This is a genomic window from Thalassobaculum salexigens DSM 19539 (assembly GCF_000423805.1).
Lineage (GTDB): Bacteria > Pseudomonadota > Alphaproteobacteria > Thalassobaculales > Thalassobaculaceae > Thalassobaculum > Thalassobaculum litoreum.
In genome coordinates this window covers 1-24437 of record NZ_AUIR01000012.1, presented here as the reverse complement: position 1 = coordinate 24437, position 24437 = coordinate 1, and the positions used below count along the sequence as shown (strand labels likewise).

Genomic DNA, 24437 nt, shown 5'->3' with positions numbered 1-24437 from the left:
GCCCTTTCACCCCGAGCGGTGCGCGACCCTTTCGCGTCGTGCCGGAGCGTCGCGTCCATGGATATCAGACAGCTCCAGTACCTCGTGGCGCTCGCCCGCGAGCAGCATTTCACCCGCGCCGCCGAGGCCTGCGGGATCACCCAGCCCACCCTGTCCGGCCGCATCCGCCAGCTCGAGCATGAGCTCGGCGTTCCCATCGTGCTGCGCGGCCAGCGCTATATCGGCCTGACCAACGAGGGCCAGCACATCCTGAAATGGGCGCAGCGCATCCTTGAGGATTGCGACAGCCTGCGCGACGACCTCTCCGCCCTGTCCGGTGCGCCGGAGGGCCGGATGGTGCTCGGCGTCATTCCCTCCGCGCTGGCCGCCGTGCCGCCGCTGACCGAGTTGCTGCGCCGGCGTTTTCCGAAGCTCACCTTCAGCATCCGCTCGCAATCCTCAAAGGACATCGAGCGGCATCTGGCGGAGTTCTCCATCGATGCCGGTATCACCTATCTCGACAGCGAGCCGATCGACATCACCTCCTCGCAGCCGCTGTACCGCGAGCGCTACCGGCTGGTGGTGCGCGAGGACCATCCGCTCGCCGGCCGCGACAGCGTCGCCTGGGCCGAAGCCGCGGAACACGCGCTCTGCGCGCTGACCCCGGACATGCAGAACCGGCGGATCATCGACCGCGCCTTCGCCAAAGCCGGCTGCCATCCGCATCCGGAGATCGAGAGCAATTCGGTGATCAATCTCTGCGCCTATGTGCAGACCGCCGGCCTGGTCAGCGTGCTGCCCGAGGCCCTGACCCGGGTGGTCGGGGAGGGGGCGCGCCTCCGGGCGATTCCGCTGGTGGAGCCGGTGGTGGAGCACATGATCGGCGTCGTCGCGCTGGACCGCGAGCCGATGTCGCCGCTGGTCGAGATGCTGCTGGAAGCGGCGAAGGGCTATCCCGACCCGTTGGCGCCGTAGCGGGAATACGGCGCTCCTGGTCTGGTTGTCGCGCAGGTCGGTTTGCCGTATAGAAAGATCGGACCGGATCGTAATTTTGATCCCAGAAGGGCATATCGATGGTTACCAGATCCGTCCGCCCCGGTGTGCGCGGTATCGCCGACGACGCGGGATCGGCCGTCCCGCCGAAACCGGGAGAGTGGGATTGGACCGTCTCCCTGATCGACCCGATGCTTCAGGGTCTGCTGCAGACCTGGCAATCGAAATGCCGGCACGGAATGCTCCCGGCGCGTCGCGATTTCGATCCGCTGGACATGCGGGACTGCCTTGGCTGGCTTTTCGTGGCGCAGGTCGAGCCGGAGATCGACGACTTCCGCTACACCCTGATCGGCACCGAGATCACCGAGCATGTCGGCCGCGACAATACCGGCCGCCGGATCGGTGAGGTGTTCGGGCCGGCCGGGCTCGACCTCTACAGCCAGGTCCGCGATTCCCAGCGGCCGGTCCGGGTCTGGGGCGTCGTCGATTGGCTCGACAAAGAGCACAAGTCCTACGAGACCCTGCTGCTTCCCCTGGCGGATGACGGCAGGACTGTGGACCGGTTCATTGGTGCAATGGTGTTCGGCTCGGCGAAGTAGGGCCGCGCCCGGCGGAACAACAGCCATCTTGCGAACTCCCGGTTCCGTCGCCACGTTGAGAGCACGCACGGGGGCGTCCGCATCTGCGGGCTGAGAAGTACCCTTCGAACCTGAACCGGATCATGCCGGCGGAGGAAGTTGCGGGTCCGTCGACTGGAGGCGGGCGCCGCTTCGGCCCCGGTGGCGGAAAGGCTCCTATGAAAAGCCCAGGCACGCACCTGAAGACCCTGCGGGACACCGCCCCGCTGGTGCAGAACATCACCAATTTCGTCGCCATGAACGTGGTCGCCAACGCCCAGCTCGCGGTCGGCGCCTCTCCCGCCATGGTGCATGCCATCGAGGAGGCGGCCGAGTTCGCCGGACTCGCCGGTGGGCTGACGGTGAATATCGGCACCGCCGATGCCGGGTGGGAATCCTCCATGGTGGCTGCCGCCCAGGCCGCCTCGGCGGCGGACAAGCCCTGGGTGCTGGACCCTGTGGCGGTGGGCGCGACCGGCTTCCGCAACCGTCTGGCCGCCCGGCTGCTGGCGCTGAATCCGACGGTGCTGCGCGGTAATGCCTCGGAGATCCTGGCGCTGAGCGGCGAGGTCGCCAGCGGCAAGGGGGTGGATTCCGGCGACCCGGTCTCCGCCGCCGAGGATGCGGCCCGGTATCTGGCGCAGCGCACCGGCGGCGTTGTGGCGGTCAGCGGCGCCGTCGATTTCGTCACCGATGGTGACCGCGCCGTGCGGATCGAAGGCGGCGACCCCCTGATGGGCCGGGTGACCGCCATGGGCTGCGCGCTGACCGGCGTGGTGGGCGCCTTCCTGGTCGGCCAGAAGCCGTTCGAGGCCACGGTCGCCGCCCATGCCTGTTTCGGCCTAGCCGGGGCGATTGCCGCCGCGCGTGCCGGCGGGCCGGGCAGCTTCGGCCCCGCGCTGTTGGATACGCTGCATGCGATGACCCCGGAGCAGCTCGACGCCGAGGCCGGGATCGCGGCGGTGTGAGCCTTGGCCCGCTGCGGTCGGGCCCGGTTGGGCCTCGGCCACGCGTCGGGTCATCGGCTAATCACCGGGCGTTGACGAAGCGGGGAGATAAAGAATGGCGATCGACTGGAGCCAGTCGGCGGAGGATGTGGACTGGCGGGAACTGGCGGACCTGGTCCGCGCGGCCCCTCTGGGCGACAAGACGTCCGAGTTTCTGCGCACGGTGTTCACCAACAGCCTGTACCGCGAATTCGCCCGCGAGGACGGCCGTCTGGTCGCCGCCGGGCGGGCGCTGTCGGACGGGGCGGACTGCGCCTATCTCGGCGATATCGTCGTGCTGCCGAGCCACCAGGGCCGGGGGCTGGGCGGTCAGGTGATCCGCCGCCTGCTCGACCGGGTGCGCGATCACCGCAAGATCCTGCTCTACGCCGTGCCCGGCAAGGAGCCGATCTACCGCAAATACGGCTTCCGGCGGATGACGACGGCGATGGCGATCTTCGAGGATCAGCCGGCGGCGTTCGACCGGGGGTATCTGACGGAGGCCTGAGGGACGCGTCGCTCTCCACCCGCACACTCCTCCGTCTTCCCGGGCCTGACCCGGGACCCAGGGCTAGGGCCGCTGGAACTTTGAGGACTTGCAGCCGGCGCTCCGGCAAGCGTCGCCCTCGGTCCCGGCGCGGGGCCGGGAAGACGGGATGAAAAGGTGGGGAGGGGAGATCGTTTGGCTGGGGCATCCTGAGCATGCCCCCACCCGCACACTCCTCCGTCTTCCCGGGCCTGACCCGGGACCCAGGGCTAGGGCCGCTGGAACATTGAGGACTTGCAGCCGGCGCTCCGGCAAGCGTCGCCCTCGGTCCCGGCGCGAGGCCGGGAAGACGGGATGAAAAGGTGGGGAGGGGAGATCGTTTGGCTGGGGCATCCTGAGCATGCCCACGCCCGTACTCCATCGTCTTCCCGGGCCGGACCCGGGACCCAGAGTTGGGGCCGCTGGACCTGTGGGGACGTGCCGCCGGCGCTCCGGCAAGCGTCGCCCTCGGTCCCGGCGCGAGGCCGGGAAGACGGAGGTTTGAAGGCGGGGCGGCACCTTGGCTTCCTCCCGTACCGCGCCGCTTCCGTACCGCCACTCTCCCGCACCGCACCATAGAGCGCGTCTATCAACACATTGAATCGTCCGATTTGACCGCAACTTGCGGCTGAGCCCATCGTCTCCGGAACACTGCGCCGTGTCGGTCGACAGTGCTGGTGAATAGGAGACAGGCACGGATGATCGAGGCTGAGAAATCGCCGCAGAACGGGCTGCCGAATGGGCTGCCGACTGCGCCCGCCGGCGCGGTTGCCGAGGCGACTGCGATCTGCGCCCGCCACCGCAACGATCCGGCGGCCCTGCTGGAGATCCTGCACGACCTTCAGGACCAGACCGGATACGTGCCCGAGGCCGTCCTGCCGACGATCGCGAGTGCGCTGAACCTGTCCCGCGCCGAGGTCCACGGGGTCGTCAGTTTCTATCACGATTACCGCCGCGCCCCCGCCGGACCCGTCGTCGTCAAGCTCTGCCGGGCCGAGGCCTGCCAGTCCATGGGCGCGCTGGCCCTGATCGAGACGGTCTGTGCGGCGCGCGGCATCGCGCTCGGCGGCACCTCCGAGGACGGTGTCACCATCGAGCCGGTCTATTGCCTGGGCAACTGCGGGCTCGCCCCCGCCGCCATGGTGAACGGCAGGCTGATCGGCCGCGCCGATGCCGGGCGCCTCGACACCGCCGTGCGGGAGGCCCGCTCATGACCGTCACGCTGTACGTCCCCCGGGATTCCGCCGCCCGTTCCGTCGGCGCCGAGGCCGTCGCCAAGGCCATCGCCGCCGAGGCCGCCGCGCGTGGCGCCGACGTGACGATCGTGCGCAACGGCTCGCGCGGGATGTTCTGGCTGGAGCCGCTGGTCGAGGTGGAGACCGCCGCCGGCCGGGTCGCCTACGGGCCGGTCGCCGCCGAGGACGTGACCTCTCTGTTCGACGCCGGTCTGCTCGCCGGGGACGGCCACCACGCGCTCGCCCTCGGCCTTACCGAAGAGATCCCGTATCTGAAGCATCAGGAGCGGCTGACCTTCGCCCGGGTCGGCGTCATCGATCCGCTCGACCTCGCCTCGCTCAGCGCCTGGGGCGGCCTCGACGGGCTGAAGGCGGCCCTGGAGATGGACGGCGAGGCGGTCTGCGCCGCCATCACCGAGTCCGGCCTGCGCGGCCGTGGCGGTGCGGGCTTCCCCGCCGGCATCAAGTGGAAGACGGTGCACGACCAGCCGACGGGCCAGAAATACATCTGCTGCAACGCCGACGAGGGCGACAGCGGCACCTTCGCCGACCGCATGATCATGGAGGGCGATCCCTTCACCCTGATCGAGGGCATGGCGATCGCCGGCCTCGCGGTGGGGGCGGAGGACGGCTACATCTACATCCGCTCAGAATATCCCGACGCCATCGCGACCATGACCGCCGCCGCCGCGCTGATGGAGCAGGCCGGCTGGCTCGGCGAGAATATCGGCGGCAGCGGGAAGACCTTCCGTTTGCATGTGCGCCGCGGCGCTGGCGCTTATATCTGCGGCGAGGAATCGTCGATGCTGGAAAGCCTGGAGGGCAAGCGCGGCACCGTGCGGGCAAAGCCGCCGATCCCGGCGATCCACGGTCTGTTCGGCAAGCCCACCGTCGTCAACAACGTGCTGACGCTCGCCACCGTGCCGGTGATCCTGGCCAAGGGGGCCGAGTTCTACAAAGGCTTCGGCATGGGCCGGTCGCGCGGGACCAAGCCGTTCCAGCTCGCCGGCAACATCAAGCATGGTGGTCTGGTGGAGAAGGCGTTCGGCGTCACCCTGCGCCAGCTCGTGGAGGAGTTCGGCGGCGGCACCGCGTCGGGCCGGCCGTTCCGTGCCGCCCAGGTCGGCGGTCCGCTCGGCGCCTATATCGACGACTCCATGCTCGACATCGAGACCGACTACGAGAACTTGGCCGCTGCCCAGGCAATGCTCGGCCATGGCGGCATCGTGGTGTTCGACGACAGTGTCGACATGGCGGCGATGGCCCGCTTCGCCTTCGAGTTCTGCGAGATCGAGAGCTGCGGCAAGTGCACGCCCTGCCGGATCGGCGCGGTGCGCGGCAAGGAGACGGTGGAGAAGATCCAGCGCGGCGAGAACGTGGGCGCCAATCTCGAGCTGGTCGCCGATCTCTGCGAGACCATGCGCGACGGCTCGCTCTGCGCGATGGGCGGGCTGACGCCCATGCCTGTGCTCTCCGCGATGCGTCTGTTTCCCGAAGACTTTCATAATACGCCCTTGATGGCGGCCGAGTAGGAGAGACCGGATGGCCCTTCTCAAAGAGACCGATTTCGGCACGCCGGCCAAGCAGGGCGCCCCCGTCACCCTGACTATCGACGGGGTGGACGTCACCGTGCCCGAGGGCACGTCGATCATGCGCGCCGCCACGCAGATCGACCGGCCGATCCCCAAGCTCTGCGCCACCGACAGTCTGGACCCCTGGGGCTCCTGCCGGATGTGCCTGGTGGAAGTGGAAGGGGTGAAGGGCACACCCGCCTCCTGCACCACCCCGGTGCGCGCCGGCATGGTCGTCACCACCCAGAACGACCGCCTGGCGAAGATCCGCAAGGGGGTGATGGAGCTCTACATCTCCGACCACCCGCTGGACTGTCTGACCTGTGCCGCCAACGGCGACTGCGAGCTGCAGGACATGGCCGGCGCGGTCGGCCTGCGCGAGGTGCGCTACGGCATGGACGGGGCGAACCACTTCGAGGCCGAGAGCCGCAAGCCGGTCGACACCTCCAACCCGTATTTCCAGTTCGATCCGGCCAAGTGCATCGTCTGCTCCCGCTGCGTGCGGGCCTGCGAAGAGGTGCAGGGCACCTTCGCGCTGACCATCGACGGCCGCGGCTTCGCCTCCATGGTCTCGGCCGGCACCCAGATCGACGATTTTTTCTCGTCGGAATGCGTGTCCTGCGGCGCCTGCGTCCAGGCCTGCCCGACCGCCACGCTGATGGAAGCCTCGGTGGTCGCTAAGGGCGTGCCGACCCGCTCGGTGGAGACCACCTGCGCCTATTGCGGCGTCGGCTGCTCGTTCAAGGCGGAGCTGCAGGGCGATCAGGTCGTGCGCATGGTCCCGCAGAAGTCCGGCGGGGCGAACGAGGGCCATTCCTGCGTGAAAGGGCGCTTCGCCTGGGGCTACGCCACCCACAAGGACCGGGTGACCACGCCGATGGTCCGCGACGCCATCACCGATCCCTGGCGCGCCGTCTCCTGGGACGAGGCGATCGGCTTCGCCGCCGACCGGTTCAAGAAGATCCAGGCCGAGCACGGCAAAGGGGCCATCGGCGGCATCACCTCGTCGCGCTGCACCAACGAGGAGGTCTATGTCGTCCAGAAGATGATCCGGGCCGCCTTCGGCAACAACAATGTCGATACCTGCGCCCGGGTCTGCCACTCGCCGACCGGCTACGGGCTGAAGACCACCTTCGGCACCTCGGCCGGCACCCAGAACTTCAAGTCGGTGGAGAAGGCGGACGTCATCCTGCTGATCGGCGCGAACCCGACCGACGGCCACCCGGTCTTCGCGTCGCGCATGAAGAAGCGGCTGCGCGAGGGGGCACAGATCATCGTCCTCGACCCGCGCCGCATCGACCTTGTGAAGTCGCCGCACATCAAGGCGGCCCATCACGTGCAGCTCCGCCCCGGCACCAACGTGGCGGTGATGAACGCGCTGGCCCATACCATCGTCACCGAGGGGCTGGTCGACGAAAAATTCGTCGCCGAGCGCTGCGAGGATGCCGATTTCGACCGCTGGCGGGCCTTCGTCGCCGAGGAGCGCAACTCGCCGGAAACCCTGGCCGAGCGCATCGGCGTCGAGCCGGAGACCCTGCGGGCGGCCGCCCGTCTGTTCGCCACCGCCGGCAACGGCGCGATCTATTACGGCCTCGGCGTGACCGAGCACAGCCAGGGCTCGACCATGGTCATGGCCATGGCCAACCTCGCCATGGCGACCGGGAATATCGGCCGCGAGGGCGTGGGCGTGAACCCGCTGCGCGGCCAGAACAACGTGCAGGGCTCCTGCGACATGGGCAGCTTCCCGCACGAGTTCCCGGGCTACCGCCACGTGTCCGACGCCGCCACGCGGGACCTGTTCGAGAAGGCCTGGGGCCGGCCGCTGCTGGCCGAGCCGGGGCTGCGCATCCCCAACATGCTGGCCGCCGCCATCGACGGCACCTATCGCGGCATCTTCGTCCAGGGCGAGGACATTGCCCAGTCCGACCCCAACACCGTGCATGTGACGGCAGCGCTGGAGGCGATGGACTGCGTGGTGGTGCAGGACCTGTTCCTGAACGAGACCGCCGGCTACGCCCATGTGTTCCTGCCGGGCACCTCGTTCCTGGAGAAGGACGGTACCTTCACCAACGCCGAGCGGCGCATCAACCGGGTGCGCCCGGTGATGAAGGAGGCGACCGGCCTCAGCGAATGGGAGGCGGTGAGCCGTCTCGCTGCGGCCATGGGCTATGACGGCATGACCTACGCCTCGGCGGCGGAGATCATGGATGAGATCGCCGCCCTGACCCCCACCTTCGCCGGCGTGAGCCACGCCCGTCTGGACAGTGGTGCGTCCCTGCAATGGCCGGTGAACGCCGCCGCCCCGGACGGCACGCCGACCATGCACAAGGACGGCTTCGTGCGCGGCAAGGGCCGGTTCATGGTGACGGAATACGTCGCCACGGACGAGCGTACCAACCGCCACTTCCCGCTGATCCTCACCACGGGCCGGATCCTCAGCCAGTACAATGTGGGGGCGCAGACACGGCGGACCGAGAACGGTCGCTGGCATGCCGAGGATGTTCTGGAGGTCCACCCGCACGATGCCGAGGAGCGCGGCATCGGCGAGGGCGACATGGTCAGCATCGGCTCGCGTATCGGCGCCACCGTGCTGCGGGCCACGATCACCGACCGGGTGCCGCAGGGCGTCGTCTACACGACGTTCCACCACCCGGTGAGCGGCGCCAACGTCATCACCACAGAGTTCTCGGACTGGGCGACCAACTGCCCCGAATACAAGGTGACGGCGGTGCAGGTGACGAAGTCGAACCAGCCCTCGGACTGGCAGGAGCACTTCCGCGACGTGCACGAACGCCAGTTCGTGGTCGCGGCGGAGTAGGGCCATGGAGATCCGGCGCCTCGACGGCAAGGCGAGCGAGGTTTCGCCCGAGGTTACCGGTCGTCTGGTGACCGGGGGCGACGCGCGTCCGCAGGCCTGGCAGGTGCCGCAGGAGACGCCCGTCGCCGTGCTGGTCAACGGCGACAGCTTCGCCGTGATGATGGCGACCCCGGCCGATTTGGAGGATTTCGCCGTCGGCTTCGCGCTGACCGAAGGCATCGTGCCGTCGGCCGCCAGGATCGAGAGCCTGCGGATCGGCGAGGCTGGGGACGGCTATCTGCTGAACCTGCGGGTCGCCGCCCGCCATGCCGAAGCCGCCCAGGACCGCAAGCGTACCATCGCCGGCCGTTCGGGCTGCGGCATCTGCGGCGCGCAGACCATCGAGGCGGCGGTGCCGCGCCCGCCCCGGGTGCAGGGCCGTACGCCGGAGGCCGAGGCGCTGACCCGGGCCTACGACGCCCTGCGCGACGTCCAGGTGATGAACCGCACCAACCACTCCACCCACGCCGCCGCGTTCTGCCGGTCGGATGGGAGCATCGAGCGGGTGCGCGAGGATATCGGCCGGCACAACGCGCTGGACAAGCTGATCGGCTCGCTCGCCCGCGACGGCCTGGATGCCCGTGACGGCTTCATCCTGATGTCGAGCCGGATCAGCGTCGAACTGGTTCAGAAGGCCGCGGTCGCCGGCGCGCCGTTCCTGGCCGCGGTGTCGGCGCCCAGCAAGCTGGCGATCGACGTGGCCGGGCGCTGCGGCATGGGGCTGGCGAGCCTTGCCGGCGACGGGATCATGGTTTTCGAGCCGGGAGCGAACACACGCACGGAGCAGGTGGCATGAAACGCCAGGACATCGTCCGCATGACCAATCAGATCGCCGACTTCCACCGGCCCTACCCCCGGGAGGAGGCGGTTGCCGGGGTGGCCCAGCACATCATCGATTTCTGGGACCCCCGCATGCGCGCCGACCTCGCCACCCAGCTCGCCGAGGACGAAGCCGGGTTCGACGAGCTCGCCCTAGCGGGAGCGAAGAGGGCGGCACAGAAACAGGCCGCCCACGCCTGAAAGCCTAAAGCTTGTCGGCGCGGTCGCCCGGTTCGTCGAGCAGCCGCCCCAGGGTCTCGTCGAGGTCGCGGCCCGCGCGGGCGATGATGTCCAGATAGTCGCGGGCGCGCTGGGGATCGGCGTCATAGACCCCGCTGCACAGCGCCTCGGAGAAGCCGACGATGGCGTTCAGCGGCGTGCGGATCTCGTGGCTGACCTGGGACGAGAACATGCCGGTGGCCTGCTGCATGTTGGTGCGCAGCAGCCGGTAGCGCATCAGGTCCATCGTCGTTTCCGCGAGATCCTTCAGGGCCTCCATCTGGTCGTCGGTGAAGTGTCGCGGCCTTGTGTCGACGGCGCAGAGCGAGCCCAGCGCGAACCCGTCCTCCGTGATCAACGGCACGCCGGCATAGGCGCGGATATGGGGCGCTCCGATCACCAGGGGATTCTTCTTGAAGCGCGGGTCTTCCAGAGTGTCCTCCACGACCATCGGCGTGCGCTGCAGAATCGCGTAGGAGCAGAAGGAGACATCACGCTCCGTTTCGCTGATCGACAGCCCACAGGCGGATTTGAACCACTGCCGGTCGCGGTCGACCAGGGAGACCGCTGAGATCGGTGTGTCCATGACCCGTGCGGCCATTCGTGCTATACGGTCGAAGCCTTCTTCGGGCGGCGTATCCAGGATCTGGAACCAGATGAGCTGGGTCAGCCGATTTTTCTCATTGCTGGGGAGAGGGACGCTCAACATGCCTGCGGTACCTGGTTTCAGCGCGAAGCCCTGTCGGCCTGGAACCGACCGGAAAGCCTGCGGAAAAGACGGTCTGTAACTCGGCCATTATACGAATTTGCCGAAAAATTCTGTTAATTTCGAAAGGTATTGAGAGAAATGAGATGCCTGCTCGGATACCCAGCCGCCGGCCGGCGCTTCGGCGCGGTGTCCGCGGTGCTTCTCGCCGCCATCCTGGCGTCCTGCGCCGGAAACGAGCCCCGTTCGGGCGTGCTGAGCGCGGAGCAGATCCGTGAGACCGTGACCGGCAACGCGCTCACCCGCTGCGGTACGCGGCTGCTGGGCCAGTGGCGCTATACCGCCCGCCACGGACGCGACGGCAGCTTGGAGGCGGTGGTCTTGGCCGGGGCGCGGCGCGAGGATGCCGCCGGCGTCTGGCGGGTCACCGAGGACGGTCTGTACTGCCGTACCTGGAACAACGACTGGGCCGGGGGGCGGGAAGGGTGTTTTAGCGTCACCCGGAACGGCGACGCGCTGACCTTTGACCATGTCAGCGGCGCTGCCGGCGAGGCGGCCAGCTACACCTATACCCTGGGGGAGGCCTGCCCCTGAGAGGCGGGCAGGCCGGGGCGGATCACGCCCCCCAGGTCCGTGCCTCGCCGCAGTCGATATGGACGAAATTGGAGCGGGAATAGAGGCCGACGCCGCCGCGGTTCATGGCGATCGCCGCCTTGGCGATGGTGCTCACCCGCAGGCCGGGCACGCGGATGTCCAGCGCCATGCCCTGCATGTGCAGGCTGCGCTTGGCCACGCCCGAACTGTTGGCCCGGAGCGCCTCGTTGGTCTTGGGTGAGCGGTAGCCGCAGACGATGCCGATGCGCTGGGTGATGTCGAGCCGGAACGTCAGGTCGTGCAGGTAGTCCAGCACCCGGGTGTCGATCGCATGGACCGTCCCGTCGCGGTGGTCGCGCAGACAGTAGTTGATCTTGCGCAGCGCCTCGGTGTCGTAGCGGCCGTTGCGGAAATAGGTGATGTCGAGCCGCTCGTCGGTGTGCAGGTGCTCGATCTTCAGCTTGCGGGTGTCGTGCGCCGCGACGATGGCCGAGCGGGCCGGCGTGCCGCCGGTCATCAGCAGTGCCAAAGCGCCCAGGGCAGCCCGTCGCGTAACCCGGCGTCGGGGCGAGGAAGCGAAGTGTTCCGTCATGTCCGATGGTCTCCGAGGCGCCGAGGCGCGAGAAAACCTCTTTCCTTCGGTTCGCGCCGGCGCGCAAGCGTTTTCGTCGCCGTCAGATCAATCCCAGCGCGTTCGCCAGCAGGGAGTCGCGGCCATAGATGTCGTCGCGGAACTCCACGGTGCCGCCCTCGCCGATCCAGGCGGTCAGATAGGTCAGGTGCACCGGCACGGGGGTCTTCAGGTTGACCCGGGTGGTCTTCTTGCCGTCGAGGATCTTTCGGACCTGTGTTGAGTCCTGGCCGTCGGCGGCCAGCATCACCTCGGCCAGGGTGATCGGCTTCTGCAGGCGGATGCAGCCCGAGCTGAAGTTGCGGACCGACTTGGCGAACAGTTCGCGCGCCGGGGTGTCGTGCAGATAGACGTCGAACTGGTTGGGGAACATGAACTTCACCTGACCCAGGGCGTTCTTCTCGCCCGGCGCCTGGCGCAGTCGGTAGGGGAACCGGCCCTTGGGGATGGCGGCCCAGTCGACGCTGGCCGGGTCGACCCGCGGCGCGCCGTCCTGGTAGCCCGCATAGAGCTCGTAGCCGCCAGCGGTCAGGTAGGACGGATCCTTCTTGATCTTCGGCAGCAGGTCCTGGGCCGCGATCTTCGCCGGCACGCTCCAGGTCGGGTTGAACTCCAGGTAGCGGATCGTGTCGCTGAAGATCGGCGTCTCCCGGTAGGGGCGGCCGACGATCACCCGCATGGCCAGCCGGGTCACCCCGCCGACCACATAGTCGAGCTCGAATCCGGCCATATTGACGAACACATGGTCGTCGCCGAATTCGTCCGGCATCCAGCGGAACCGTTCCATGTTGAGCACGATCTGACGGATGCGGTCCCGCACCGGCACGTTCATCGCCGCCACCGTCTTGGCGCCGATGGCGCCGTCGGCATCCAGCCCGTGGCGGCGCTGGAACTGGCGCACGGCGCTTTCCAGGGCCGGGTCGTAGAGGTCCGTCGCTCCGGAGGCCGGCGTCAGGTCGGCGGTGGAGGAGAGGCGGCGCCGCACTTCGGAAACCCGGGGATCGGTCATGCCCGGTTTCAGGGTCGGACCCTCCGGCACCGGGTGCCAGCCGCCGGAGCGGGCCAGCGCGCGGTAGTCCAGCAGCAGCCGGCGCAGGCGGCGGTAGATCGGATTGCCCGGCGCCAGATCGGCCATCGCCTTGGCGGTTTCGGGCGCGGCATGCACCGCGTCCAGCAGCGCCAGCCCGTCGACGTCGCGCGGGAACACGAACAGCTCCGGATCGACCTTCTTCGGTGCCACCCGGCCGGCCTGCAGGTCGGTCAGATAACGCAGCAGCGTCCGGCTGACCGCCTGGTCCAGGCTCTCCGGCGAGTCGGCGGCGGGAAGCGTGTAATCGGCTGGACGCAGACCCTGGCGCTCGGCCCGTTCCAGGACCCGGACGACGGCGGCACCCTTGGCGTTGAGCGTCGGGACCTCATTCTCCTCGACCCAGGCATACCCGTCCGTCCGTGTGGCGAGGAACGCTGCAACGACCGCGTCCGGCGCGAAGTCAGCCGTCGAGTCCGGCGTTGGATCCGAACTCTGGGCGAGCGCCGGCGCCGTCAGCGAAATCAGAAGGGCCAGCGCGGCGGCGAGGATGGCACGGACTGGGGTCGGGCCGGTCATTCGAAGGCTCCCGCGTTCCGGTTGTCTGAAGGGTCGATGGTTCAACGGAACCCTATGACGTTAAAGCGAAGATTGACAGGCCGACCCCTCGACCGTAGCGTCCGGCCGTCAATCGCATGTGGTGTCCCGACCCACGAGACAGGGTCGGGATGAAACGGGAAGCCGGTCAGACTCCGGCACTGCCCCCGCAACGGTAGGCGAGGTTGATCCGTCGCAGAACGCCACTGTGCCGCCATGGCATGGGAAGGCGCGGCAGGATCTGGACCCCCGGGTCCGCCCTCGCGAGTCCGGAGACCGGCCACGGCGTGAAACCTCGATATCGCGGGGCGCGATGATCGGGTTCGGCCGTGGACCCGTGTCCCGGGCCGTCCCCTTCCATCCCTTCCGTCGATGTCGCTTTGCAACGCCGCGCGGGTGTGCGTCGGACGAGGAGGATGGAATGACTTTCGAGAACCGCCTGATCACGGGCCGATCCCTGACAGGAGCAGCGCTGGTCGCCGCTCTGATGGCCGCCGGGGCGCTCCCGGGGCAGGCCCAGCAGATTGGGGGCCAACAGGTCGGGGCCCAGCAGGTGGCGGCCGGCGAGCGGGCCGCCGTGAGCACGTCGGACGAGGTGATCGTCACCGCCTCGCGCATCGCGGAGACCGCCGACGAGACCCTGGCGCCGGTCAGTGTGATCACCCGCGAGGAGATCGAGCGCCGCCAGATCCGCTCCGTGCCGGATGCCCTGCGCCGGGTACCGGGCCTGACCCTGACCAACAACGGCGGGGTGGGCAAGGCGACCTCGGTCTTCCTGCGCGGTGCCGAGAGCGACCACGTGCTGGTGCTGATCAACGGCGTGAAGGTCGGCTCGGCGACGCTCGGCACCTTCAATTTCGAGAGCCTGTCGATCGACGACGTGGAACGGATCGAGGTCGTGCGCGGCCCGCGCTCCCACCTCTACGGCTCCGAGGCGCTGGGCGGCATCATCCAGATCTTCACCCGCAAGCCGACCGAGACGACCCGCGCCCATGCCAGCGTCGGCTATGGCAGCAACGATACGATGGAAGGGACCGCCGGCTTCTCCGGCCGGGCCTCCGGTATCGGCTTTTCGGCCAGCACCAACTACATCCGCACCGACGGCATCAACTCCTGCGGCAACGGCACGACCGTTCCAGGCGGCGGCTGCTTCGCCAACCAGCCGGACAAGGACGGCTTCGAGCGGAGCTCGGTAACTGGCGCGCTCGACTACGCTTTCTCTAATGGTATCAAGATGGAAGCGACCGGTCTTTATGCGACGAGTGAGAACGAGTACGACGGCTCGACCTCCAACGAATCCGAGGCGGTGAATTATGTGCTCGGTCTGCGTGCCCTGGCCTCGCCGACCGACTTCTGGGATGTGACCGTCGCCGCCGGCCACACCGTGGACGACGCCGATAACTTCCTCGATGGAACATACGAATCGACGTTTGAAACAGAGCGCAACTCACTGTCTTTGCAGAATGATCTCTATCTTCTGGAAGATCAGGTGACGACGCTCGGCGCCGACTTCCAGCGCGATCTGGTCGGTGGCTCGACCGACTATGTGGAGGACAGCCGCGACAATACGGGCGTGTTCGCCCAGCACCGGGCCGAGTTCGGCCGCCACACCGTCCAGCTCAGCGGCCGGGTGGACGAGAACGAGCAGTTCGGCGGTCATCTGACCGGCGGTGCCGCCTATGGCTACCGGATCACCGACAACCTGCGGGCGACGGCCTCCTATGGCACCGCGTTCAAGGCGCCGTCCTTCAACGATCTGTATTATCCGGGCTTCGGCAACGAGGACCTGGAGCCGGAGCGCTCGGAGAGCGCCGAGATCGGCCTGGCGGCCAAGGTCGGCGGCTTCGAGTTGGGGGCGAACCTGTTCCACACCGAGATCGACGACCTGATCGCCTATGACAGCTCGATCTTCGCTCCGGCCAATGTCGACAAGGCGCGGATCACCGGCCTGGAGCTGACCGCCTCGGGCGAGGTGGCGGGCTTCCTGCTGTCGGCCGGCGCCACCTTCCTCGACCCGGTGAACGCGTCGGGCGGCGCCAATGACGGCAACCAGTTGCCGCGTCGGGCCGAGCAGGTCTACACCCTGTCCGTCGACCGGGAGCTGGGCGGTCTCGGCTTGGGTCTCGGTGAGTTCGCGGTCGGCGGCGACGTCCATCACGAGAGCGAGCGCTACGACAATCTGGCCAACACCACCAAGCTGGACGCCTATACCACCCTCGACCTGCGCGCGAGCTGGGAGGCGACGGAGAACTGGGGCGTGGACGTCAAGCTCTCCAACCTGTTCGACGAGGACTACAAGACGGCGGCCTATTACAACCAGCAGGGCCGGGCGTTCTTCCTGCGCCTGACCTACCGGCGCTAGGCCATGAGGCGGATGGTGCTCGCGTTGGTCGCCGGCCTGCTCTGGGCGGGTCCGGCCGCCGCGGCGCCATCCACCCCCGCCGTGGTGTCCATTGACTACTGCGCCGACCAGTATGTGCTGGCGCTGGCCGACCGGGGGCAGATCCATGGCGTGTCGCCCCGCGCCCGCCAGGCCTTCTCCTATCACCGGGAGCGGGCCGCCGACGTGCCTGTGGTCGAGCCGGTGGCCGAGGCCATCCTGCATGCCGGGCCGGATCTGGTGGTGCGGTTCTGGGGCGGCAACCAGCGGCTGGTCTCGATGCTGGAGCGCGTCGGCGTCGACACGGTCAACATCCTCTACGGTCACGATACCGAGACCATCTTCGGCAACCTGACCAAGGTGGCGTCGGCGTTGGGTCGCGCGGACGAGGCCTCCGGACTGATCGCCGACCAGCGCGCCCGCATCGCCGCCCTGGAGGCCAGACCACGGCTGAACCTGCGCGCACTCTACCTGACGCCCAGCGGCACCACCGGCGGGGCCGGCACCGATGTGGACGGCATGATCCGGCTCGCCGGGCTGGAGAACATGGCCGCCGAGCTGGGCTATCGCGGCTGGCGCACGGTCTCGCTGGAGGAACTCCTGATGAACCCGCCGGACGTCTTCATCGGCAGCTTCTTCGACGACGCCGACGTGTCCCGCTCCTCCTGGTCGCCGGCGCGCCATCCGCGTCTGGCCCGGATGATGGGGGACGTGCGCACGGTGCCGGTGCCCGGAAGGTTCCTGTCCTGCAGCGGCCTGTTCTCCGTCGATGCGGCCGAATACATCCGCGCGACCCTGGACGGTACGCGATGAGCGGGGCGGTGGAGATCGGCGACCGGGTCCTGCTGCCCGTGCTGGCCGTGGTGCTGCTCGCGGCGGCCCTGGTGTCCCTGTGCATCGGCGCTGCGCCGCTGTCGCCCGCCGACGTGCTGTCGGCCCTGCTCGGCGGCGGCGGAGAGGTGGAGCGGATCATCGTCTTCGAGCTGCGCCTGCCCCGCGTGGCCCTCGGCATATTGCTGGGGGCGGTGCTCGGTTTCTCCGGGGCCGCACTCCAGGGTCTGCTGCGCAATCCTCTGGCCGATCCGGGGGTGATCGGCGTGACGGCGGCCGCAGGGTTCGGCGCGGTGGTGGCGATCGGCTTCGGCCTTGCCGCGATCTCGGTGCTGATGGTGCCGCTGGCGGCCATCGCGGGAGCGGCGGTGGCGACGGTGCTGCTGTTTGCCGTGGCGGCCCGCAACGACAGCCTGCTGGTGCTGATCCTGACCGGCATCGGCATCTCCAGCCTGGCGACGGCACTGACCTCGCTCGCCTTCAACCTCGCGCCCGATCCGATCACCCTGCGCGACATGATCCTGTGGCTGCTCGGCTCGCTGGAGAACCGCACCACCACCGACCTCGCCATCGCCGCGCCCTTCGTGCTGCTCGGCTGGGCCGCCATGGCGACCATCGGGCGCGGCCTCGACGCGCTGAGCCTGGGCGAGGAGACGACCCGGTCGCTCGGCATCGATGTCGGCCGTCTGCGCTGGCGGGTGGTGCTCGGTGTGTCGGCCTCGGTCGGCGCCATGGTCGCGGTGTGCGGCGCCGTCGGTTTCGTCGGACTGGTGGTCCCGCATATGGTCCGGCCCTTCGTCGGCTACCGGCCTGGACGGGTATTGGTGGCGAGCGCGCTGGGCGGCGCTGTGCTGATCACCCTGGCCGACCTGCTCACCCGGATCCCGACCGGCGGCGAGCGGCTCCAGCTCGGCGTGGTCACCGCCCTGATCGGCGCGCCGGTCTTCATCTGGATCGTCCAGCGCTCCTGGATGGCGTCGCGATGAGGCGGGGGCGATGACCGGCCGGGCGCTGATGCTCCAGGGGACGGGCTCCGATGTCGGCAAGTCGGTGCTGACCGCCGGGCTGTGCCGCGCGTTCGTGCGGCGCGGACTGACCGTGCGGCCGTTCAAGCCGCAGAACATGTCCAACAACGCCGCCGTGGCCGACGACGCGGAAGGTGGCGGCGGCGAGATCGGCCGGGCCCAGTGGCTCCAGGCCCTGGCCTGCGGTGTCGCGCCGAGTGTCCACATGAACCCGGTCCTGCTGAAGCCGAACAGCGACACCGGCTCCCAGGTCGTCCTGCGCGGCCGGGCGCTGGAGGTCGCGGAGGCGCGGCAGTACTGGAGCACGCGCGGATCGCTGCTGGCCCCGGTTATCGAGAGCTTCGAGCACCTGAAGGCCCAGGCCGATATCGTCGTGGTGGAAGGGGCCGGCAGTGCGGCCGAGGCCAATCTGCGCCATGGCGACATTGCCAATATGGGTTTCGCCGTGCCGACCCGAACGCCGGTGGTGCTGGTGGGCGACATCAACCGGGGCGGGGTGATCGCCGCCCTGGTGGGGACCCAGGCGGTGCTGGATTCCGCCGATCGGGAGATGGTGGCCGGCTTCATCGTCAACCTGTTCCGCGGCGACCCGCGTCTGTTCGACGACGGGCTCGCCATGATCGCCGAGCGCACCGGCTGGCGCAGCTTCGGCGTCGTGCCCTTCCTGCCGCAGATCAAGGCGCTGCCGGCCGAGGACGCGGTGGTATTGGAGCAGGGGCGGGCCGGGGAGGACGGGCGGATCGTCGTCGCCGTGCCGATGTTTTCCCGCATCGCCAACTTCGACGACCTCGATCCGCTGCGCGCCGACCCGGCCTTCGACGTGCGGTTCTGCCCGCCGGGCACCCCCTTGCCGGGCGATGCCGCCCTCGTGGTGCTGCCGGGGACCAAATCGACCCTGTCGGACCTGCGGTTTCTGAAGGCCCAGGGCTGGGACGTCGACATCCGCGCCCATGTGCGCCGGGGCGGCCGGGTGCTCGGCCTGTGCGGCGGCTACCAAATGCTCGGGACCTGGGTGCGCGACCCGGACGGCATCGAGGGGCCGGCGGGCGAGGAGGCGGGGCTCGGCCTGCTCGACGTCGAGACCGTCATCGAACCGGCCAAGACCGTGCGCAACGCGGTGTGCCGCAGTGCCCTGCTGGACGCGGAGGCCACCGGCTACGAGATCCATGCCGGGTGCACGACCGGGCCGGGGCTGGCCCGCGCCTTCCTGGAGCGTGCCGGCGAGACCATCGGCATCCTGTCCTCCGACGGCCTGGTGGTCGGCACCTATCTGCACGGCATGCTCGGCGACGATGCGTTCCGAGCCAGATATCTGCAGTTCGCCGGTCTGTCCGGCACCCCTGGCCTGGTGTTCGCCGAGCAGGTGGAGACGGCCCTGGATGCCCTGGCCATCGCGCTGGAGGCACATCTGGACGTGGATGCCCTGCTGGAGGCCGCCCGGTGAGCGCGGTCGTGATCGCATGTGCCATGGCGCTGGACGCGGTGACCGGCGATCCCCGGTCGCTCTACGACCGCGTCCCGCATCCGGTCACGCTCATGGCCCGCAGCCTCGTGGCGCTGGAGACCCGACTGAACCGGCCGGAGGATGCCGACAGCCGCCGCCGGACGCTGGGGGTCGTGAGTCTGGTCGTCTATGTCGGCGGCTGGACCGCCCTGGGCGTGGGGTTGGCGCGGCTGCTCGACGGGCCGATGGGCACGCTGCTGCTGATCGCGCTCGCCTCCACCCTGTTGGCCGGGCGCGATCTGCTCGACCAGGTGGGGGCAGTCGCCGAGGCGATGGACGGCCCGGAAGATCTGACAGCGGCCCGCTCGGCCGTCGGCCGGATCGTCGGGCGCGAGACGGCGTCGCTCGACCGCCCCGCCGTCGCCCGCGCCGCCATCGAGAGCCTGGCGGAGAACCTGTCCGACGGGTTCGTGGCTCCCGTGTTCTGGTTCGCGGTCGCCGGGCTCCCGGGACTGGTGGCCTATAAGGCGATCAACACCGCCGACAGCCTGATCGGCCATCGCAACGCGCGCTATCAGGCCTTCGGCTGGGCGGCGGCCCGGCTGGACGATCTGGCCAACTGGGTCCCGGCACGGCTCACCGCCGCGCTGCTGGCCCTGGCCGCGATCCGGGACGGACGGGCAGGCGAGGCCTGGTCCACCGCCCGCCGCGATGCCCGCCGGCACCTGTCGCCCAATGCCGGATGGCCGGAAGCCGCCATGGCCGGGGCGCTGTGCATCCGGCTCGGCGGTCCGCGCCGTTACGGCGCCGAGCGGGTGGATGGCGCCTGGTTCGGCTCCGGCCGCGAGGATGCCGATACCTCCGACCTGTCCCGCGCGCTGCAACTCGCCCGCCGGGTCTGGGTCGCCCTGATCGCGACAGCCCTGACCGTCGCGCTCATCTCCGACTGACCAGGAAGGATACCATGACCGAGACAGAGGATTCCGCCCGCGCCGAGACCCATCGCGCCGAGGCCCATCGCGCCGAGATGAAGCGGGTGCAGGCCGAGCATCGCGCCCGCATGAAGACGAAGCAGAAATCCGAGCGCGGCCTGCTCGCCGTCCACACCGGCGACGGCAAGGGCAAGTCGACCGCCGCCTTCGGCACCATCATCCGCGCGCTCGGCTGGGGCCGGTCCGTGGGCGTGGTGCAGTTCATCAAGGGTACCTGGAAGACCGGCGAGAACGAGTTCTTCAAGCGCTTCCCCGACCTGCTGACCTTCAAGCGCATGGGCGACGGTTTCACCTGGGACACCCAGGACCGCGACCAGGATATCCGGGCCGCCAAGGCGGCGTGGGACGCGGCCCAGGAGATGTTCACCGGCGGCGATTACGACCTGGTGGTGCTCGACGAGCTGAACATCGCCCTGCGCTACGAGTACCTGGAGGTGGCCGACGTGGTGGAGGCCCTGGCCGGCCGGCATCCGCGCACCACCGTGATCGTCACCGGCCGCGACGCGCCGGCGGCGCTGATCGAGTCGGCCGATCTGGTCACCGAGATGACCAAGGTGAAGCATCCCTTCGATGCCGGCATAAAGGCTGCCTCCGGGTTCGATTACTGAGAGCGTCACCGCCCGGGTTTGCAACTTCGGGGCCTTGAGCGCAGACTTTCCTCTGGCTGGTTCGCCTGACGTCTGGCTGGAGGATATCCGATGGCTCGAGACCTGCGCCCGAAGCCGGGAGGGTCCCCGTCTCCGCATCGCGCCGAGGAGGAGGTGGAGGACGATCCCTTCAACCCTGTCGACAACGATCCGAGCGCGCTCGACGACCTGACACATGCGGAGTTCATCGCGATCTATCGCGACGCCTCGGACAACATCCGCTTCGCCAAGGAGCAGATGTGGCGCTCGCTGCTGTACTTCAGCGCCGGCGCCATCGCCGTCACTGGCTACGGCGTGGTCACCAAGTGGAGCGATCCGCAGCTCTCCCAGTATCTGCTGGTGATCATCTGGCTGTGCAGCATTCTCACCGTGCTGATCATCCTCAGTCTGCAGTGGTGGCAGTCGGCGGAGCACCAGAAGATCGCCTTCGTCACCGCGAAGTGGTCGAGCTTCGCCACCGCCGCGCGGCGCCGCAAGTCCAAGGGCATGAGTGACGTCCAGCGCTACGGCATGCTGGCAGCGATGATCCTGTACCTGGAACTCGTCACCATCGCCGTGACGCGGATCTTCACGGTCCAATACTAGCCCCGGCTCGGCCGCGCCCGCCGCCTCCTAGCCCGCCATCGCCTAGCCCACCGTCATCAAGTCCGCCGTCACCGGGCCTATCGCCTGCTCTCGCGATCGCCGCTCCTTCTTCTACACCGTCTTCCCGGCCTCGCGCCGGGACCGAGGGCGACGCTTGTAGGCGCATCTCATGGGTATCTCGACCGATCCAGTCGCTCCCATTCTCGATCCCGGCGCGTGGCCGGGAAGACGAGAGGGGAGAAGGGGGAGTAAGCGGCTGGCGCTCAACGCATCCGCATTTTCCAGCACTTCCGGATTCTCCTGCTCCGGCCCCGAAAAATGTGGGGCTTCGCGGGTGCGGTGTTGATCTGGGTCAAAGCCGGAGGGATCGGACGGGCGCAAGTAGCCCGTATCGACCACCTCACCAGGAAAGAACGGATCCATGAGTATCTCCGGGAAACTGACGGTCATGGCAGCCACCGCGGCGATAGTGGGCGCCCTCACGGCGATCGGCGGCGCGGCCCAGGCGCAGACCGTCGAGTACAAGCCCAAATCGGCGGGCGATTTCGTGATCCGCGCCCGCGGCATCGCCATGGTGCCGGACGAAAGCACCTCCACCAACGACATCGCCACCGGCGGGGGCGAGCTGAGCAACGACTACGCGCCGGAAGTCGATTTCTCCTATTTCATCACCGACAACATCGCCGTCGAACTGATCGCGGCGACGACCAAGCACGATCTCGACTGGAAGAACCCGGATGTGGACCTCGGCTCGGTCTGGCTGCTGCCGCCGACCCTGACGGTGCAGTACCACTTCATGCCGAAGGAGCGCTTCAGCCCCTATATCGGCGCCGGCCTGAACTACACCTTCTTCTACAACGAGAAGTCCGGTGCGGCGCAGTCGATCTCCTACGACAACGGCATCGGCTACGCCCTGCAGGCCGGTTTCGACTACGCGATCTCCGGCCCGTGGTCGCTGAACGTCGACGTCAAGAAGGTGTTCCTCGACACCAAGGTGACCGCCGATCTGGGGGCCGGCCCGGTGGAGGTCGATGCCGATCTCGATCCGTGGGTCTTCGGTGTGGGCGTCGGCTACCGCTTCTGAGTCCGGCCTTTTCGCGGCTCCGTCCCGGGGGCGGGGCCGCTTTCAGTTGAGCCCCGAGGCAGCCGACGGGGCGGTTTCAGGGGTCAATACGGTCGTTTGCATATCTTTATGGCCGAATACTTTCGACGGACCGTGGTTCCGCTTTCCGCAATGCGGGAAATCACGTTCGCCCGGGTAAATAGATTGTATTTGATCTAAAATGTACTATAGTCCTCTCAGGGATAGGGGGGACGTTGCATGGCCGACAATCGACAGGACTTGGATGCCGAGGCGGATATCGGCATCGCGGAAGGCGGTGCGACCGAGACTCCGCAGCGCTCGGAGCGGCCCGGCGCCCCCGAAGGTGAGTCCGCCGATACCTCCGGCCAGGGCGACGATCCGCGGTCGGCCGACGGCAATGTCCATCTCGGCTCCCAGCGAAATCCCGACACCTCCACGGTCGAACAGTCCGACCAGCGCACCGTCCAGAACGAGGATGTGAGCATCCGCGAGGCCGAGGCGCGCCGGACGGGGCAGGGCAGCGAGTCCGAACGTCAGGGCGAGACCGGCGAGGCCCAGGCTCAGGGCGGTGCCGCCCAGAACCGTGGCGGCCGCGAAGCCTCCGAGCGTACGGAGAGCGACCGGGGCGAGGGGCGGATCGGCGGCAATGACCGGTCAACCGCCGGCGAGGGTTCGGCAGAGACCGGTGGGCAGGCCATTGGGTCCGGAACATCCGGGCCGGGCGATACCGGCGGCGTGGCCTCCGGGACGGTCGGGGCCGGGGATCTGGCGGCGACCTCCGCGGGCCGGCCGGGCGGCGGCGATGGAGCGGGCTCCCAGGCGGATGGCGACGACCCGGCCTCCGGCGGAGCGGCGGCCCAGCAGGCCGGCGCATCCGAGGCCGATACCGGCGGCGCGCCAAACGACGCCTCGGCCGGAGCGGCGGCATCCGGCCGCTCGGACGGATCGGTCACCGCCGGAGACGATGGCGGTGCCGTCGGCGGCATGGCGGGCGACGATCTGGGCCCTGGCGAGGGTGCGCCTCTCCCCGGCGCGGTGCAACGTTCCGCTGCGTCTTCGGATCAGGACAGCCGCGACACCCGAAGCGCCGGGCGCGACGGAGGCGGCCGCGACGCGGACAGCGGCGCCGGCCAATCCGGCTCGACCGGCGACGGCCGGATCGGCCGCACTGACGCGACATCCGACGGCACGCAGGTCGGCGCCGGCACGGGCGTCCAGACCCGCACCGGCACGGATACCGGACAGGACACCACCGCTCAGCCCGGCACGTCGGGAACGACCGGCTCGACCGCCGGCCCGACCCAGGACACCCAGCCGACCGCGACCACCCGCGGCAGCAGCACCGACGACGTCGTCGACGAGACTGCCACCAGCCCGCTGTCCGGCACCGCCCCCGAACCGACCCCGCCCCCAACCGTCGAGGACACTGTCTCCGGCGGCGACGATACGGTCGCGTCGGGTGAGGACACCACGACCGGCGGCGACGATACGGTTACCTCGGGCGAGGACACCACGACCGGCGGCGACGATACGGTTACCTCGGGTGAAGACACCACGACCGGCGACGACGACACGGACTCGTCGGGTGAGGACCCCACGAGCGGCGGGGACGATACGGTTGGCTCGGGCGAGGACACCACGACCGGCGGCGACGATTCAGGCACGTCCGGTGAAGACACCACGAGCGGTGGCGACGACACGGACCCGTCGGGTGAGGACACCACGTCTGGCGGCGACGACACCGGGTCCTCCGGTGAAGACACGGGCACCGGCGGTGACGGTTCTCCGGGATCGGGCCAGAACACCCCTGGCGGTGGCTCGGGCAGCGGTTCGCAGGGCGAGACGGTCACCGGCGGCGCCGGTCACGACACGATAGAGACCGGATCGGGGAACGACCGAATCCTGTCGGGTCAGGGCAACAACCGTGTGGACGCCGGTCGCGGGGATAACTATGTCAGCGCCGGCTCCGGGCGCGACACGATCTCGGCCGGCCGTGGCGACGACACGATCCATGGCGGCGACGGCTCGAACCGCGTTTTCGCCGGCGACGGCGACAACCGGGTGACGGCGGGGTCGGGCAGCGACACGATCT

22 protein-coding genes and 2 riboswitches are annotated in these 24437 nt (G+C 68.9%); of the genes, 19 read left to right on the top strand and 3 right to left on the bottom strand.

Features of this window, described 5'->3' with window-relative positions; translation table 11 throughout:
- The first annotated feature begins 57 nt into the window (after window positions 1–57).
- From G578_RS0100130 to G578_RS0100090, 9 genes are all read left to right on the top strand, one after another.
- Window positions 58–954 (top strand): LysR family transcriptional regulator, encoded by an 897-nt coding sequence (locus tag G578_RS0100130; protein ID WP_028792528.1) that lies wholly within the window; start codon window positions 58–60, stop codon window positions 952–954.
- A gap of 98 nt (window positions 955–1052) precedes the next feature.
- Window positions 1053–1571, top strand: coding sequence for a PAS domain-containing protein (locus tag G578_RS0100125; RefSeq protein ID WP_051243383.1), 519 nt, complete (start codon window positions 1053–1055; stop codon window positions 1569–1571).
- Between the two features lie 59 nt (window positions 1572–1630).
- A riboswitch (TPP riboswitch) is annotated at window positions 1631–1726 on the top strand.
- A gap of 42 nt (window positions 1727–1768) precedes the next feature.
- Window positions 1769–2557: a hydroxyethylthiazole kinase gene (gene thiM / locus G578_RS0100120; RefSeq protein WP_028792526.1), complete on the top strand. Its 789-nt coding sequence runs from the start codon at window positions 1769–1771 to the stop codon at window positions 2555–2557.
- Window positions 2558–2651: 94 nt separating this feature from the next.
- Entirely contained in the window at window positions 2652–3083 is a 432-nt protein-coding gene (locus G578_RS0100115) for a GNAT family N-acetyltransferase (RefSeq protein WP_028792525.1), read from the top strand.
- Between the two features lie 716 nt (window positions 3084–3799).
- Window positions 3800–4315, top strand: coding sequence for an NAD(P)H-dependent oxidoreductase subunit E (locus G578_RS0100110; protein WP_084618574.1), 516 nt, complete (start codon window positions 3800–3802; stop codon window positions 4313–4315).
- The gene (locus G578_RS0100105) at window positions 4312–5868 is read left to right on the top strand and encodes a formate dehydrogenase beta subunit (protein WP_028792523.1); all 1557 of its coding nucleotides are present in this window, start codon (window positions 4312–4314) and stop codon (window positions 5866–5868) included. Before G578_RS0100110 ends, G578_RS0100105 begins: the two co-directional genes overlap by 4 nt.
- 10 nt (window positions 5869–5878) lie before the next feature.
- A complete protein-coding gene (gene fdhF, locus G578_RS0100100; protein WP_028792522.1) occupies window positions 5879–8725 on the top strand; it encodes a formate dehydrogenase subunit alpha in 2847 nt (948 codons plus the stop codon).
- A gap of 4 nt (window positions 8726–8729) precedes the next feature.
- Window positions 8730–9560: a formate dehydrogenase accessory sulfurtransferase FdhD gene (gene fdhD, locus G578_RS23910; protein ID WP_084618573.1), complete on the top strand. Its 831-nt coding sequence runs from the start codon at window positions 8730–8732 to the stop codon at window positions 9558–9560.
- Window positions 9557–9784, top strand: a complete 228-nt coding sequence (locus G578_RS0100090) for a formate dehydrogenase subunit delta (RefSeq protein WP_028792521.1) — start codon at window positions 9557–9559, stop codon at window positions 9782–9784. The genes fdhD and G578_RS0100090 overlap by 4 nt, the downstream gene beginning before the upstream one ends.
- A 4-nt stretch (window positions 9785–9788) precedes the next feature.
- Here G578_RS0100090 and G578_RS23905 read toward each other — a convergent pair whose 3' ends face one another.
- Window positions 9789–10511, bottom strand: a complete 723-nt coding sequence (locus G578_RS23905; protein ID WP_084618572.1) for a GAF domain-containing sensor histidine kinase — start codon at window positions 10509–10511, stop codon at window positions 9789–9791.
- Between the two features lie 195 nt (window positions 10512–10706).
- Here G578_RS23905 and G578_RS0100080 point away from each other — a divergent pair, with 195 nt between their 5' ends.
- Complete coding sequence (locus G578_RS0100080) at window positions 10707–11102, top strand: hypothetical protein (protein WP_156907148.1); 396 nt, start codon at window positions 10707–10709, stop codon at window positions 11100–11102.
- Window positions 11103–11124: 22 nt separating this feature from the next.
- Here G578_RS0100080 and mepK read toward each other — a convergent pair whose 3' ends face one another.
- Both mepK and G578_RS0100070 read right to left on the bottom strand, forming a co-directional pair.
- Window positions 11125–11694: a peptidoglycan L,D-endopeptidase MepK gene (gene mepK / locus G578_RS23900; protein ID WP_038012959.1), complete on the bottom strand. Its 570-nt coding sequence runs from the start codon at window positions 11692–11694 to the stop codon at window positions 11125–11127.
- A gap of 82 nt (window positions 11695–11776) precedes the next feature.
- Window positions 11777–13339 (bottom strand): L,D-transpeptidase family protein, encoded by a 1563-nt coding sequence (locus G578_RS0100070; RefSeq protein ID WP_028792519.1) that lies wholly within the window; start codon window positions 13337–13339, stop codon window positions 11777–11779.
- Between the two features lie 107 nt (window positions 13340–13446).
- Window positions 13447–13656: riboswitch (cobalamin riboswitch) on the top strand.
- A 122-nt stretch (window positions 13657–13778) separates the two neighbouring features.
- On the opposite strand from G578_RS0100070, the gene G578_RS0100065 reads away from it, so the two are divergent.
- The 9 genes from G578_RS0100065 to G578_RS0100025 form a co-directional block, all read left to right on the top strand.
- A complete protein-coding gene (locus tag G578_RS0100065) occupies window positions 13779–15719 on the top strand; it encodes a TonB-dependent receptor domain-containing protein (RefSeq protein ID WP_169400797.1) in 1941 nt (646 codons plus the stop codon).
- Window positions 15720–15734: 15 nt separating this feature from the next.
- Window positions 15735–16550, top strand: a complete 816-nt coding sequence (locus G578_RS23895) for an ABC transporter substrate-binding protein (RefSeq protein WP_211228826.1) — start codon at window positions 15735–15737, stop codon at window positions 16548–16550.
- On the top strand, window positions 16547–17554 hold the full coding sequence (locus G578_RS0100055) for a FecCD family ABC transporter permease (RefSeq protein WP_028792517.1): 1008 nt from the start codon (window positions 16547–16549) through the stop codon (window positions 17552–17554). Before G578_RS23895 ends, G578_RS0100055 begins: the two co-directional genes overlap by 4 nt.
- Window positions 17555–17564: 10 nt before the next feature.
- Complete coding sequence (locus G578_RS0100050) at window positions 17565–19037, top strand: cobyric acid synthase (protein WP_028792516.1); 1473 nt, start codon at window positions 17565–17567, stop codon at window positions 19035–19037.
- A complete protein-coding gene (cbiB, locus tag G578_RS0100045; protein ID WP_028792515.1) occupies window positions 19034–19987 on the top strand; it encodes an adenosylcobinamide-phosphate synthase CbiB in 954 nt (317 codons plus the stop codon). The genes G578_RS0100050 and cbiB overlap by 4 nt, the downstream gene beginning before the upstream one ends.
- Window positions 19988–20001: 14 nt before the next feature.
- Window positions 20002–20637: a cob(I)yrinic acid a,c-diamide adenosyltransferase gene (gene cobO, locus G578_RS0100040; RefSeq protein ID WP_051243371.1), complete on the top strand. Its 636-nt coding sequence runs from the start codon at window positions 20002–20004 to the stop codon at window positions 20635–20637.
- A 90-nt stretch (window positions 20638–20727) separates the two neighbouring features.
- On the top strand, window positions 20728–21261 hold the full coding sequence (locus G578_RS0100035; protein ID WP_139189420.1) for a hypothetical protein: 534 nt from the start codon (window positions 20728–20730) through the stop codon (window positions 21259–21261).
- 421 nt (window positions 21262–21682) lie between these two features.
- A complete protein-coding gene (locus G578_RS0100030; RefSeq protein WP_028792512.1) occupies window positions 21683–22345 on the top strand; it encodes an OmpW/AlkL family protein in 663 nt (220 codons plus the stop codon).
- A 237-nt stretch (window positions 22346–22582) separates the two neighbouring features.
- Window positions 22583–24437 (top strand): putative sodium/potassium/calcium exchanger (locus G578_RS0100025; protein WP_028792511.1); only part of this gene is annotated, 1855 nt, incomplete at its 3' end.